Below are 14,331 nucleotides of genomic sequence, written 5' to 3'. Positions count from 1 at the left end.
TTTCACCCTCATTTATAGGATAAGGAGAGAATAGCACAGGAGGGGGATTTACAACATCCCTTATTTCCCGTTCTCACAGCCTTGGGTCGATTTCCTTTTCTTTGGCCACCTCAAACAGCAGATTTGCAGCAATATTTTTGTAATGCTCATTATCCGGCGAGATCTCTGCGTGAGGAATGGCCAGCATCCGTTGACCGATCCGGTATTCCGCAGCCGAGGTACGAAGCTTCTGACTGACATTCTTTTGCTTCATCAGCTTGTTGTATTTATGCGGGAATCGATAGTCATATCCGTACACGATGGACAAGTACTCGGCGTTCCGAACCTTGATGAACGGAACCATCTGACCATCGGTCGTTTCCGGCTTGATAACGACTCCTTCCATCTTCTGTTCAACGGTCAGCTTGGAGAAGAATCGCTCCGCTTGCTCAGCAGCGTCCTCCTTCGTTAAATCAAGGAGCAGGAATTCGTCGTCCGAGAGAAAACGGTACATCTCGGAGGTTTTCCAGCCCGCCGGAAGCTCCTCTTGGCCAGAGGCATAAATGATTTTCAGCAATGCAAAAGGCTTATACGCAAGCTCTCCTTCTTCGGCATACAGCTCCATTTGCTGCTTATAGGTTTCGTAAGCGTCCTGATGGACATCAAGCGGCATATAAGCATCGAGGACGGCAGGCAGATGCTTATAGTTCTGATAAGTTATCGATCCATATTTCTTGATCAACTCCGCCTTTGGCGTATGATGCCGATCCTTCTCGAAGCCGCTTTCGCGGTATCCCTCGGTCAACTGATGAAGAGCCGCCTCGAATCCGTTCTGCTGCAGAAAAGCGATCTCTGACTCTAACGCCTTTTCAATAGGCTTGAATTGCCGTTGGATTAATCCTTCTCCCATTGCCTGCCATGGAAGCAGCTCGCCGTCGAGGATAAGCATTTCTATAGCATGGTCTTTCATATAACCGCCAAATTTGTTAAGCAGCCCGGAATAAATAGCGTTCATATCCACTTTCTTGATTTTGTACCCGTTACGGCTGATCGCAAAGCATTGCTCCGCATCGGAATGAAGATAAATATTGCACCTCGAGCCCATATATTTCGGCTGCAGCACAACTTCCCTCACGCCGCGCTCCGCATAATACCGCAAACCTTTGCGGATGGATTCCAATTGGCCCGCCGAATCATCCTTATCCGCCGGCGCCATCGTACCGGAAATATAATTGATCTTGTGATGAGTGGCGTAGCGAAGGCGGCGCAGCTCCTCTTCCCCTAAATCCTGAATCGCTACTTTCCTTTCCGTTACAAATACGGACTTAAGCTCTTCTGTCATATAAGCCTGATTGGATGGCTGGGATTTGAAAAACGGCTTAAATGACAGGCTCACAGCGGTTAATGCGTTACCATGCACGCAGCCGGAATCGACATGGACTTTATTTTTGAGCCGGAACGCATTCTTCGCGGCGACATGCCCGAATACATGAAACGGATAATTGCTCACCGCTTCTTCCTCCAGAAATTTCAGCTGCGATTCCAAGTCTGCTTCGCGGTCAATCCGGAAATTCCGCTGATGGCGAACCGAAGGCGTATCCAGCTTGCCGATATATTTGTTCCGGCATGGCGCATGAGTGACATAAAAAGAGGAACCGTTGCCGCCAACAAGGCGGTAAAAAGGCTTCGAAGCCGCAACAAGCTGATGGAATTGATCAAGCAGCTCCGGATCGCCTGCAAGTACCTGCGTGGAGTCAAAATACGTATGCAGCAGCTCCTGGTCGACTCCGTGAACATCCCCTTTTAAATACTTGTGGACAAAGTTCTCGTGATTACCCAGCACAAAATAGAAATGCTCCCGATTCTCATAAAGAAACCGAATCGTTTCCCTGGTCTGTTTCCCTTTGTCAATCCAATCTCCCACGAGCACAATTTTCGTATCTTTGACACGGTCGGCAGGCGTTAAGCTATTCCCATCAATCTGATAACCGTAGCTGCGCAGCAGGGATTGAAACGTATCCAGACATTCGTGGATATCCCCTACCACAATATATTTATAGCGGCTTGGCAGACCGGTTGCCAGGTAGTCATCCAGATTCTCGATGTGAACCCGGTATTCGGGATTTGCTTTTTTCTCCGTGACGGAGTAAAAATCTTTGGCCCTAATTTTGTGAACGGCTGAATAGCCTTCTCTGGATAAAGATCGCAGCACCTCGGTCTTGAGACGGTTAATATGTGCCGTGATCACTTTTTTGGAACGCTCGGAAGCGTAATAATCGGCGCGGTTGCGATAATCGAACAGGATAACTTCCACATTGTAGTTGTTCTGATAGGCGATTTCTCTCACTTTTGCTCGGAAATCCTCTGCAAGTCCCGTCGTATCTACAATGACGAATTCTGCGTTGACCGGAAAGGAAGTTACAAGCTTCAGCTTAGTAAACAATAATTGAAAAGCCTGATCGCTAGCTTCCATCATGACCCGGTCATATTTATCGTAATCAAACCCCAATACCTCCTGCCGGATGGAATCCGAGGACAAATATTGAATGTTGGAGATAATGCCCCTCTCTTCATCCCGGAACTTCAGGCTCGGAATCAATATCTCGTTCGCGAAGGTAGATTTCCCGCATTCCGTTGATCCGACCATTAGAAAGATGGTATGGACTTTCGTTGAGATTTCCATGGTTATGCCCCTCTTTTCTTCAAAATAACGCCTTGCGTCGTCCGGACGCTGTTCACGCCATCGCCGATTGCGATAAATTCAACATCCCATTTGATTTCATGAACGATATCCTCGAACCACTGCCGGAAATCTTTTTGCGTCATCTCCCATTTGTGATCTTCGTGCCTCATGTTCTGGAGCTCGTAATAGGGATTAAAGTCGGCGTTAGGCGTTGTCAAAATAAATTGATCGAAATCGATATGGGCACAAATCGTTTGAATAAGCTGCTTGGCTTCATCCTTGCTCATATGCTCGATAACTTCGGTCATGATAATATCGACCTGTTCCCCGTTGTAGTCCTCCAGGAAATGCTCAATCGAACGGTAAAGCGCAATATTGTCGATTTCTTTCGAACTTGCTTTTCGTTCCACGGTTGCAAGCAAATCCTCGTTAATATCGATCGCATAATAACTTCCCTCTGTCTTTTTAGCGAAAGGTATCGCATAAAAGCCTTCCCCGCAGCCGACATCCAATATCGATTTATCGAATTTAAGAGAGCTGCCGATATAATTCCTTCTCTGAAACGCCGTTCCGCCAAAATCAAAGTCAATGGCGTAACGTTCCGTGCGCTCCAATGCTTGTTTGTACTTCCAGAAGCTCGACTTGGACTGCAGGAAGTTTCTAGCGAATAGGCTGCGAATATAAAAGGGAGCATCAATGACTTGAATGCTATGAATATATTTTTCAAGAACTTCGTCGTTAATATCGATATACTCCTTGCTTGACATTGCCAGGAACAAACAGAGGACGCTAACCACATGAAGGAGATGATACAAGCTCTTCTCGGTTGTGATCGTTAACGTATAGCTCTTGCCGGATAATGACTGGCAATCAAAGCTGCAATCCCGCATATGCTTCTCGAACATCTCGATATAGCGGACCCATTCCACATGAACCATATTGATTAAAAAAGTATGCCCGAAGCCGTCTACGTCCTCTTGATGCTGGGTTTTGTAAGGCGCCGAGAAAAATTCGTTGATGGCGTTAAGCGGAAACAACGGCGTATTATATCGGGAAACATTCAAATACTCGAATTGTTCCGTCTCGTTTTCTTTATAGGACACTTCATTGTCCGCATCCTTGAAATAGACATTGTAAGCCGAGTCATCGGTATACCAGCCATAGGCCATACCTTTCCGGACGGAACGGATTTGCATGCCGGAGCCCGGATTCTTTTTTAAGAGATAAGTAAATTTCGGATTCGTAGATTTCAACTGTACGATGGCCATAAAGTTCATTCCCTTCTTCCTTCACAACTTCTAATCGAATTTTCACATATCTTCCAATCAAGGAACATGGCAAAAGTATTACGACACACTTATTGAGGGCAAAAAAAGCAGCACAATGGCCTGAGGAACCATCGTGCTGCAGTCTCTTTTTAAGTTAAACGGTGCATACTCCAGACAATTCCTCCCGAGTTAGCACCGCCTAATACCAACGCAACGGTAAGCCCATCCGCATTGTAAAACAACCCGACTACATCACCCGCATTTAAAGTCACGTCACCGGATAAGGTAACCGTGCCATTTCCCAAGATGGCCCTAAGGTTGAGAAGCGTGACATTGACATTAAGAAGCGGGAATAAACCGCTAATAAGCGTCGTGGCCGTTGGCGATGTCCGTTGGACGGCAAAGGAGGGATTGACGCCCGCCCCCAATGATAAGGAGATTGCGGCTGTTGTCGAATAGTTGATCGTTGCCAGAATCTCGTATCTGCCGGTTACCGGAACCGTATAATTGCCTGTCGTCGCATTAAAGCTGGCGCTTGTAAAATACGGTGACGCCGTCGACCAGTTGGTCAACTGCTGGCTTGCCGACAAGTTCAACGTACTAATAAACCCCGAAAAACCTTCCGTCAATATGTTCGGGCCGGTGGCTCCTGTTGCTCCCGTTGCTCCTGTTGCTCCCGCTGATCCTGTCGCCCCTGTGGCTCCCGTTACTCCCGTCACACCTGTGGCTCCCGTCGCTCCTGTTTCGCCCGTGGCTCCCGTTGCTCCTGTAGCTCCCGTCGCTCCTGTTTCGCCCGTGGCTCCCGTTGCTCCCGTAGCTCCTGTCTCGCCCGTTGCTCCTGTCGCCCCCGTCGCTCCCGTTGCTCCTGTCGCCCCCGTCGCACCTGTTGCTCCCGTCACACCCGACTCGCCCGTTGCTCCTGTCGCCCCCGTCGCTCCCGTTGCTCCTGTCGGCCCCGTCGCTCCTGTGGCTCCTGTTACTCCCGTCGCACCTGTTGCTCCCGTCGCTCCCGTTGCCCCTGTCGCTCCCGTCTCGCCTGTTGCTCCTGTTGCTCCCGTTGCTCCTGTTGCCCCCGTCGCTCCCGTTACTCCCGTAGCTCCTGTCGCTCCCGTGGCTCCGGTTGCTCCCGTGGCACCCGTCGCACCCGTTACACCCGTTACACCCGTCGCTCCCGTAGCTCCTGTCGACCCCGTGGCTCCCGTGGCACCCGTGGCTCCTGTCGGCCCCGTTACACCTGTCTCGCCCGTTACACCTGTTGCCCCTGTCACACCCGTAGCTCCTGTCGCGCCCGTTAATCCCGTTGCTCCCGTCTCGCCCGTTGTTCCTGTCGCTCCCGTTGCACCTGTTTCGCCCGTGGCACCTGTTGCTCCAGTAAGCCCCGTCGCTCCTGTCACACCTGTTGCACCTGTCGCACCCGTGGCTCCAGTCTCACCTGTCGCACCCGTGGCTCCAGTCTCACCTGTCGCACCCGTCGCTCCCGTCTCGCCTGTTACTCCTGTCGCACCTGTCTCGCCCGTGGCTCCCGTTGCTCCCGTAGCTCCTGTCTCGCCCGTTGCTCCTGTCGCCCCCGTCGCTCCCGTTAATCCCGTCGCTCCCGTTGCTCCTGTCGCCCCCGTCGCACCTGTTGCTCCCGTCACACCCGTCTCGCCCGTTGCTCCTGTCGCCCCCGTCGCTCCCGTTAATCCCGTCGCTCCCGTTGCTCCTGTCGCCCCCGTCGCACCTGTTTCGCCCGTGGCTCCCGTTGCTCCTGTAGCTCCCGTCGCTCCTGTCTCGCCCGTGGCTCCCGTCGCTCCTGTCTCGCCCGTAGCTCCCGTGGCTCCTGTTGCCCCTGTCGCACCTGTCTCGCCCGTGGCTCCTGTTGCTCCTGTCGCACCTGTGCCTCCCGTGGTTCCTGTCGTACCCGTTATTCCCGTCGCACCCGTCGCCCCCGTTAATCCCGTTGCTCCCGTCTCCCCCGTTGTTCCTGTCGACCCCGTGGCTCCTGTTGCTCCAATCTCGCCCGTCACCCCTGTCGCACCCGTCTCGCCCGTGACTCCCGTTACGCCCGTCGTTCCTGTTGCACCCGTCCCTCCGGTTACTCCCGTTGCTCCCGTCGACCCCGTGGCTCCGGTTGCTCCTGTCTCACCCGTTGCCCCCGTCGCACCTGTGGCTCCTGTCGCACCTGTCTCGCCCGTTGCCCCCATCTCACCTGTGGCTCCTGTCGCACCTGTGGCTCCCGTCTCACCTGTCTCGCCCGTTGCTCCCGTCGCACCTGTGGCTCCTGTCTCACCTGTGGCTCCCGTCGCACCTGTCGCACCTGTCGCACCTGTTGCCCCTGTCTCACCCGTTGCTCCCGTCGCACCCGTTGCTCCTGCTGCTCCCGTTGCTCCTGTCGCTCCCGTTACTCCCGTCGTCCCTGTCGCACCTGTCTCGCCCGTAGCTCCTGTCGCAGCTGTGGCTCCTGTCGGCCCCGTCGCACCTGTGACTCCCGTTTCACCCGTGGCACCTGTCACTCCCGTAGTTCCCGTTGCTCCTGTTGCTCCTGTTGCTCCTGTCGCACCCGTCTCGCCCGTGGCTCCCGTGGCTCCCGTCGTACCCGTTGCTCCTATCGCACCCATCGCTCCCGTCGCTCCCGTTGCACCTGTTGCACCTGTTGCCCCCGTTACTCCCGTCTCGCCTGTTGCACCTGTCGCACCCGTCTCGCCCGTCGCTCCTGTCGGTCCTGTCGCTCCCGTAACACCTATCGGTCCTGTCGCTCCCGTAACACCTGTCGATCCTGTCGCACCCGTTGTTCCTGTCGCACCTGTGGCTCCCGTCGCTCCTGTCTCGCCCGTCGCTCCTGTCGCACCCGTTACTCCCGTCGCTCCCGTTGCTCCCGTCGTCCCTGTCGCACCTGTCGCACCTGTTGCCCCTGTCGCACCTGTGGCTCCCGTCTCGCCTGTCTCGCCCGTTGCCCCCGTCGCACCAGTGGCTCCTGTCTCACCCGTTGCCCCCGTCGCACCTGTGGCTCCCGTCACACCCGTCTCGCCCGTTGCTCCTGTCGCCCCCTTCGCACCCGTCGCTCCCGTCTCGCCTGTTACTCCTGTCGCACCTGTCTCGCCCGTGGCTCCCGTCGCACCTGTGGCTCCTGTCGCACCCGTCTCACCCGTTGCTCCTGTCGGCCCCGTCGCACCCATTGCTCCCGCTGCTCCCGTTGCTCCTGTTTCGCCCGTGGCACCCGTCGCCCCCGCTGCTCCCGTCGCTCCCGTCGCACCTGTCGCACCCGTTGCCCCCGTCTCGCCCGTGACTCCCGTGACTCCCGTCTCTCCCGTCTCGCCCATGTCTCCCGTCGCACCTGTCGCTCCTGTTGCGCCAGTATTACCTGTAGCTCCGGGTTCACCTCCGCCACTGCCTGTTGGCCCTGTTACACCGGTTGCCCCTGTTGGCCCAGTTGCTCCTGCTTCACCGGCTGGACCGGTTGAACCCGTCTCTCCAGGATCACCTACCGCCCCCGTCGCACCGGTTGCTCCAACAAGCCCTTGCACACCTTGAACTCCTGGTGCACCCTCTACTCCTTGTGCTCCTTGTGCTCCTTGCGCTCCTTGCGGCCCCTGTGCTCCTTGCGGCCCCTGTGCTCCTTGCGCCCCCTGCGCACCTTGCGGCCCCGCAGGTCCTCCCGGCCCGGTAGCTCCCGTTGCACCCGGTTGGCAATGGCATCTTAACGCATTAGCCAATATCGCCTGAATAGAAGAAATAATCGTTATTAACCGGCTCGTATAACTGGGATCAAGACAGCCCTGCCTCACGATAGACAACAAAACATTTATCAGCTGCTGCAATGCAATACCGACGCTCAGGGTTGCAAAAGGAGTTATCTTAGCCGTTAAGAGAGCCAGCTCTATTCTGGCAACCAGGCGGGCTTTATTCGCGTTTTTTATTCTCGAGCACTCCGTTATTTTAAGCAGCCTGCTCAAAAGTTCCTGAAGGCATATTACTGCCTGAGGTGTCGGAGCTTCTTGCAGCACAATGGGTATAATCGTCCTTAGCTCTTGCAGAAGATGCAGTACCGTACCCGTTTCTTGTCCAAATCCTTTTATTTTGTATTTATGTCTATTCGGATTTCCCGAAGCGCCTTTAATCGGTTTCCGGCGTTTCAACCGTTTCACCCCCTCTTACTTCTCTTAAGGCTCCACGCAATAACAACCACTGCTACAACCTATATACTTACGTACAAAAGGTTTTTAACATAACTACCTGCTTTCCCTATTGCCACTCCAAATTCCGAGACGATATAATTGGATCAATATTCCATTAACTATTATTTTTTAGGAGGACAAATGCTATGATCCCTCAGCGAGTAAGCTTGATAACGATTGGTGCTTATGATTTACCTGCGCTTCGCGCTTTCTATCAGAAGCTGGGTTGGGAGGAAGGCGCCCACAGTTCGGATAACTATGCTGCATTTCTAACTGCAGGCGTCATCTTGACCCTCTTCCCGATTGAGGAACTAGCCAAAGACGCCGGAGTAACCTTTACCCAAGACAAAGATAGCTACCGCGCGTCTTCATTTGCCATAAACTTGGACGAGCCTGCGCAAGTAGACTCGGTCATAAATCACATCCGAGAGATTGGCGGTACTATTCTAAGGGAACCAAGCGATGCGTTCTGGGGAGGCCGTACCGCATATTTCGCCGATCCGGAAAACAATCTGTGGGAAGTGGCCTGGAATCCCACAGCCGTTTTTGACGAGCGTGGCGCAATGATTTCGTACTAACTTCATGGGGAGGAGGTTGTTCCTTCGTGGAAATCCGAAGCATTGACGAGTCTGAGATCGATTTGTTTATTGAGGTCTTGACGGAAGGCGCAAGATGGATAGCCGCTAACAAAAACCGGATGTGGGATGAATCCGATCTTCATGTGCAAAGCCTGATGGATGGACTAACGATAAACCATTTTTATGCAGCCTTTATGGACGGGGAGATTGCCGCGGTTATGATTTTGCAGGATGAGGACAGCTTTTTCTGGCCGGAAGACCAGGAGGGCGAAGCCTTGTATCTCCACAAACTGTGTATTAGACGGAAACATGCGAAGACCGGGTTATCTGGCAGCATGATCCGATATGCGAAAAGTTTTGCCGAGGTGTCCCGGAAAAAATTCCTGAAGCTGGATTGTGCAGCTGACCGTGCTGCTCTTCGGCAATTTTACGAACAGCATGGCTTCACGCTGGTTGGAGAGAGACTCGCAATGGAAATGTACCCGGCTGCCTTTTACCAATATGAAATAAAGAGCTATGCCAAGACTTAAGGCTTTGGCATAGCTCTTCTTCACTCTATTCAGCAGCTTGAGGCCGCAGTTCAATCACCGTGGAAGCCGTTTCAACGCCGTTAACCATCAGAACGATACGATGCTCTCCCGCATAATGCCGCCGGGTGGATAAATCCGCGAACCGGTGAACCCTGCTTCCAGACAGCCTTGAAGCGCCCGGAACCGTCTTATCTGATAACAGGAACAATTTGCGTGAAGTTTTGCCGCCCGATTTCACGAAATCTATTCCGTATTCAATCCTAAGATGCAGCGGTTCTCCCTCTTGGACTTGCATTTCATATTCCAGTCTGCAGCTGTCGCCAATCTCCAGAATGGAAGGCCGGGCCTGAATATCTGCCGAGGTAACAATGGGGGCCGAGTCTACCGACATCGCATAACCGAAAATGGCCAGTGCCTCCGGATGAGCTTGGCGAACCAGATTCCGGCAGGCATGACGGATAATCCAATCCGTGTACGGATGCTGCCCCTGCCAGCGCCGCGCTAAGTCCAATACAACATCCGGATGATCCTTCGTAATATCGTTCAGGTTGTTGGCAACGCTCTTGCGTACATACAGCGAAGGATCTTCCTTCAACAATTCAAGTACCGGAAGCAGCGGCGCAGGCTCTCTCTTAAAGACGGGCAAGGCTTGGCCCCATGGAAGACGTGGCCTGCAGCCTTCGCTTGCCAGTCTTCGCACATGTTCATTAGGGTCGCTTGCCCAGGTCAGCATTTGCTTCATCATACGCTCGGGATCACGCAGCAAAAACACGCGGACGGCGAATTCCGCCGAAGATTTCGGAGTAAATCTCTCCAGGGCTTGCATGGACAGCTCCCAATGCTCCTCGGCTCCGCCGTACACCTCAACGAAATCCGGGAAGAACAGATACGGGAATCCGCTGCACTCCTCGCAGATCGCATACAAGACTGCAAGCGCGTCACCGTAATTTGCCGGCAAATGCCTGCCCAGTACCGTTGAGATTTGCCTGATCCTCCCTTTCAGCGCCAACTCGTTCCATTGTTCATTCATAACATCCGATACAAAAGCCTCTTTCGCAAACGCCGGATAAGCGGCAAGCACTTTATCCGCGAATTGCCGCAGGAAAGCTTCGTCATACATATCTTTTAACGGCTCAGCCAATGGAGTACCTCTCTTCGATAATCTCTTTGTCGTAGTCATACGCCCATTATAGAACATTTGTTCTTGTTTTGCAAAGTAGCGTGAAGGAGGAACCGCATGTTCCCTGTTCTAGAGACTGACCGATTGCTTTTAAGAGAGATCACGTGCGAGGATCGATCAGACATCTTTGCTTGCTTTTCGAACAAACAGGTTACCATGCATTACGGACAAGAAGCGTTGGAGCATATGGACCAGGCACAGGCACTTATTGATTTTTTCTCAAGAAGCTATGCGGAAAGGCGCGGCATTCGCTGGGGAATTGAACGTAAGGATGCCAAGGATCTTATCGGTACCATCGGCTTTAATCAGTGGTCCCCAAGGCATAGAAGAGCCGAGGTTGGATATGAGCTTCTTCCCGAATCCTGGAGGAATGGATACGCCTCAGAAGCGATTTCCGCAGTTCTGCGGTTCGGATTCCAAGAGCTTAAGCTAAATCGCATTGGTGCCGTTGTGTTTAAGGAAAACGTAGCCTCGAATCATCTGCTGGCAAAGCTGGGGTTTCAACAAGAAGGCATTCTTAGGGATTATATGGTTCAAGACGGGAAGGCGCATGATACTTACATCTACTCTCTGCTAAACCGTATTTAAAATATGCGATACCAAAAAATAGCCTTCTCCTGTGCCGTGGAAAATTTGGAGTAGAGCATCGTATCCATCCCGCCGATGATAAAATGATTCCTGGCATAGAAACGGCATGCAGATAAATTGACGTCTTGCGTCTCGAGCATAAGACCAATCTGATGATTTTGCCTTGCCCACTCAACCGCTTTTTCTAGCAATCGAGTTCCGATGCCTTGCTTACGCCAGCTGCCGGATACCCCGATATCTTCGACAAGCGCAAAGCCGTTCCAATTGGAACGGAGTTTAATCCGGCCAATGCATTTATCGTCCTCGTAGTAGAAAAAAACAGCCTTATCTGCATTTTCCAAATACGAGTCGTCTATATCATCGTTCTCATATTGCTTCAAGTACGGTTCAGAAAAGCTCTCTTCCGTATAGGTCCAATAATCGTTTTCAAACTTGGGGATTATACGTCCGGTTACGAGAAAGCTTTCGTTGGACTTGTTATAATCGAATCTATTTGAAGGTGTCATTTGTATAATCATGCCGACATTCCTGTCTCCTTTCCGGTATAAAAAAAGAACCAGTACCTGCCCTAACAGACTACTGGTTCCTTCTATTTTTGTTAGATAACTATTAGTTAGTATTCGCCAATTCCGAGATTGAACTGCCAATGAATACCGAATTTATCGGTAACCTGACCGTACAGCTTGCTCCAGAACGTCTCCTGCAGCTCCATCGCGATGTTGCCGCCAACCTTCAGACGATCGAAGGCCGAACGGAGTTTGGCTTCGTCTTCCTCCACGAAGGCCAGCGTAATATTGTTGCCTACCGTAAACGGCATGCCCGGGAATACGTCGGAGAACATCACGTTGCTGCCGCCAATATTCAAGCGCGTGTGCATGATCAAGTTTTTCGCATCTTCCGGCAAAGGATATTCCGGGTTGGGAGGCACGTCGCCAAATGTCATCAGCTTCGGCTTGTCCAGTCCAAATACTTCGGCATAAAACTCCGCCGCTTCACGGCAATTTCCGTCAAAGTTCAAATAAGCATCAACTGACATCTCGATCTCTCCTTGTATGACGATTATAAAATCGTTGGATGGCTACCCTTCCATACTGTACCATTTTCGATTTAAATAATCAAAACCTGTTAATTCGTTTTGAATTTCGACAGCACTTCCTGCAAATGCTGCGCCATATGGCTCAAATCCTCGGCAGACGCCGAAATATCCTTCATGGATGACAGCTGCTTCGAGGCACCCTGCGAAATATCTTGGGAATGGTTATGCGTGGTTTGCGTCATCGATACAATCTCGGTCATCGACGCCGTAACCTCTTCCGTCCCCGCGGACATTTGCTCCGATGCGGCAGATACTTCTTGGATTTGACTGGAGATCTCCTGGAACGTTGCCGTCATGCGGCCAAATACCTCGCCCGCTTCATTAATAAGCTCCGATCCAATCTCTACATCATTCACACCCTGATTCATCGCATGCGCGGCACGTAACGTTGTTCCCTGTACTTCCTGAATCAGTGCCGTAATTTCGGACGCGGATTGCGCCGACTGCTCCGCCAGCTTTTTCACTTCGTTGGCAACTACGGCAAAACCTCTGCCATGCTCCCCTGCCCGTGCAGCTTCGATGGACGCATTAAGCGATAACAGCTGCGTCTGATTCGTGATCTCTTGGATAACCGATACAATGCTGCCGATCTGGTTCGACTTAAGCTCCAGTTCCCTTACTTCATCGGCAGACTTGATTGCGGATGCGTGAATAAGCTTCATCTGCTCAACGGCATGAGTAACGGCAACCTGGCCAAGCTGGACTTCATCGAATGAGGTCTGTGAAGCTTCGGCAACAACCGAGGACGATTCGGCAATCCGCTGCACGCCGGAGGCCATCTCTTCCATTGCAGTCGAGGTTTGCTCGGCAGAGATCATTTGATTCTCGCCGGCTGCAGCCACATTGTGAATCGCTTCTCCAATACGGCTCGAAATATCGACTGAGTCGATGGATGAGGCAGTCAGCTCCTCGGAGGAAGCGGCCAGCTGCTCCGCCGCAAAGCTTACTTTGCCGATCGTGTCGGAGAACGAATCCAGCATCTCGTTCATATTATCCGCAAGCTGGCCAAGCTCGTTTCTCGCTTTGACTTCCAGTCTTGGCCGTAGATCCCCGCTTGCGAGAACTTTAACGACATTTGATATGTAAACAATCGGCTTCGCCATCTGGTTGGCCGAGAAATAAGTAGCGATTAGAGCAAGCAAGGTTACCGCGAGGGCAACTCCGATCGTTTTCCAGAGCATGTCCGTAACGGGCTTCATCGCTTCTTGTTCCGATATCGATAATTGAATGACATAACCGTTGCGCGTGGCTTCGGCATAGCCGATCTTTTTCTCCCCGTTAAAGATATAGGAATAGTTCGTGTCCTTGCCTTGCTTGGCCATTTCGAACGCCTTCACCGTTTCCGGCATGTTCATGTCGTAGACCGTTTTTTTCATGACCAAGTCTTCTTTAGGATGACTGACAACAAGTCCGTTGCTGTCCAGCAGAATCGCATAGCCGGTTTTTCCGACCTTCGTTTCGCTTACAATCGCCGCAGCTTTGTTTATTTCGTAACCGAATGCGTAGAAGCCATAAGCTTTTCCATCCTGTTTAAGAGGAGCTGCGATTACGATAGATACCTTGGAAGGATCAAGTTTATTCACTAGCGGATCGCTGACCGTCAAATTGCCTTCCGACAAGGATTTGAAATAAGGCCGTTCCGATAGATCAATCTTGTCACCGGATTGCGTTGCAACAAAATTCTTGCCTGACATGTCAAGCGAATAGCCCGGGGACATCAATTCCGGATTTTCTTTAATAAAATGCTCGATCAATTCCTGATGCTTCTCGGCATCCTCGCCAAAGTATTGGCCTACACCTGCAAGCGCATTGATCTTGGATACCTTCGACTGCACCTCTTCGTCGAGCCTTGCCGTAATGACGTCGGCCTGCTGGCCAAGTTCTTTCTTAATCTGGTTTTTAAATAACGAGGAGTTCGCAAGAAATAAAGCTGTCGACATGGACGCTACGATTGCAATCGCGATAATCAATGTCGTGATCAACACACGGTGGGCTATCTTCCGCGTTTGAAATAACCTGGGTAGTTTGAACCTCTTCTTCAGCATTTCTCTCATTTACTCCCTCTCTGTAATGTCGGCACGCAAGGTGAAACGGCTTGGCGTTTCAAAAAGACCTCGGTCTGAGGTAGCATTTCTTGTTGATTGAGGTCCGTCAGGAATAAAAGTTGCGTAATGCCAGCACGACATATCCTACACTATAAATTTGAGTTTTCGATTTCTTTTAAGTTAGAAATATGTTAGTTTTATGTTCCTGCTGGGAGCCTTGCCCAAGTTTC

10 protein-coding genes are annotated in these 14,331 nt (G+C 51.8%); 3 read left to right on the top strand and 7 right to left on the bottom strand.

The window, feature by feature from the left end; translation table 11 throughout:
- Window positions 1-73: 73 nt before the first annotated feature.
- The 3 genes from PJDR2_RS12790 to PJDR2_RS12780 all read right to left on the bottom strand — a co-directional run bounded on the left by PJDR2_RS12790 (window position 74) and on the right by PJDR2_RS12780 (window position 8,045).
- Complete coding sequence (locus PJDR2_RS12790; RefSeq protein ID WP_015844118.1) at window positions 74-2,662, bottom strand: metallophosphoesterase; 2,589 nt, start codon at window positions 2,660-2,662, stop codon at window positions 74-76.
- A gap of 2 nt (window positions 2,663-2,664) precedes the next feature.
- Window positions 2,665-3,930 (bottom strand): class I SAM-dependent methyltransferase, encoded by a 1,266-nt coding sequence (locus PJDR2_RS12785; protein WP_015844117.1) that lies wholly within the window; start codon window positions 3,928-3,930, stop codon window positions 2,665-2,667.
- A gap of 149 nt (window positions 3,931-4,079) precedes the next feature.
- The gene (locus PJDR2_RS12780) at window positions 4,080-8,045 is read right to left on the bottom strand and encodes a collagen-like repeat preface domain-containing protein (RefSeq protein WP_015844116.1); all 3,966 of its coding nucleotides are present in this window, start codon (window positions 8,043-8,045) and stop codon (window positions 4,080-4,082) included.
- 185 nt (window positions 8,046-8,230) lie between these two features.
- Between PJDR2_RS12780 and PJDR2_RS12775 the strand changes: the two genes are divergently transcribed.
- Both PJDR2_RS12775 and PJDR2_RS31910 read left to right on the top strand, forming a co-directional pair.
- On the top strand, window positions 8,231-8,662 hold the full coding sequence (locus PJDR2_RS12775; RefSeq protein ID WP_015844115.1) for a VOC family protein: 432 nt from the start codon (window positions 8,231-8,233) through the stop codon (window positions 8,660-8,662).
- 26 nt (window positions 8,663-8,688) lie between these two features.
- The gene (locus PJDR2_RS31910; RefSeq protein ID WP_015844114.1) at window positions 8,689-9,192 is read left to right on the top strand and encodes a GNAT family N-acetyltransferase; all 504 of its coding nucleotides are present in this window, start codon (window positions 8,689-8,691) and stop codon (window positions 9,190-9,192) included.
- Window positions 9,193-9,217: 25 nt separating this feature from the next.
- Here PJDR2_RS31910 and PJDR2_RS12765 read toward each other — a convergent pair whose 3' ends face one another.
- Window positions 9,218-10,333, bottom strand: coding sequence for a DNA alkylation repair protein (locus tag PJDR2_RS12765; RefSeq protein WP_015844113.1), 1,116 nt, complete (start codon window positions 10,331-10,333; stop codon window positions 9,218-9,220).
- Between the two features lie 96 nt (window positions 10,334-10,429).
- Between PJDR2_RS12765 and PJDR2_RS12760 the strand changes: the two genes are divergently transcribed.
- Window positions 10,430-10,960 (top strand): GNAT family N-acetyltransferase, encoded by a 531-nt coding sequence (locus PJDR2_RS12760; protein ID WP_015844112.1) that lies wholly within the window; start codon window positions 10,430-10,432, stop codon window positions 10,958-10,960.
- On the opposite strand, the gene PJDR2_RS12755 is transcribed toward PJDR2_RS12760, so the two are convergent.
- The 3 genes from PJDR2_RS12755 to PJDR2_RS12745 form a co-directional block, all read right to left on the bottom strand.
- Window positions 10,957-11,478 (bottom strand): GNAT family N-acetyltransferase, encoded by a 522-nt coding sequence (locus PJDR2_RS12755; RefSeq protein ID WP_015844111.1) that lies wholly within the window; start codon window positions 11,476-11,478, stop codon window positions 10,957-10,959. The two genes, PJDR2_RS12760 and PJDR2_RS12755, sit on opposite strands and share 4 nt — an antisense overlap.
- 95 nt (window positions 11,479-11,573) lie before the next feature.
- A complete protein-coding gene (locus PJDR2_RS12750) occupies window positions 11,574-11,996 on the bottom strand; it encodes a VOC family protein (protein WP_015844110.1) in 423 nt (140 codons plus the stop codon).
- An 89-nt stretch (window positions 11,997-12,085) separates the two neighbouring features.
- On the bottom strand, window positions 12,086-14,041 hold the full coding sequence (locus PJDR2_RS12745) for a methyl-accepting chemotaxis protein (protein ID WP_041613432.1): 1,956 nt from the start codon (window positions 14,039-14,041) through the stop codon (window positions 12,086-12,088).
- Between the last annotated feature and the right edge of the window lie 290 nt (window positions 14,042-14,331).

The sequence above is a fragment of the Paenibacillus sp. JDR-2 genome (assembly GCF_000023585.1).
GTDB lineage: Bacteria > Bacillota > Bacilli > Paenibacillales > Paenibacillaceae > Pristimantibacillus.
Note: the sequence above shows the minus strand (reverse complement) of the source record. Positions and strands in the feature narration are given on the sequence as shown.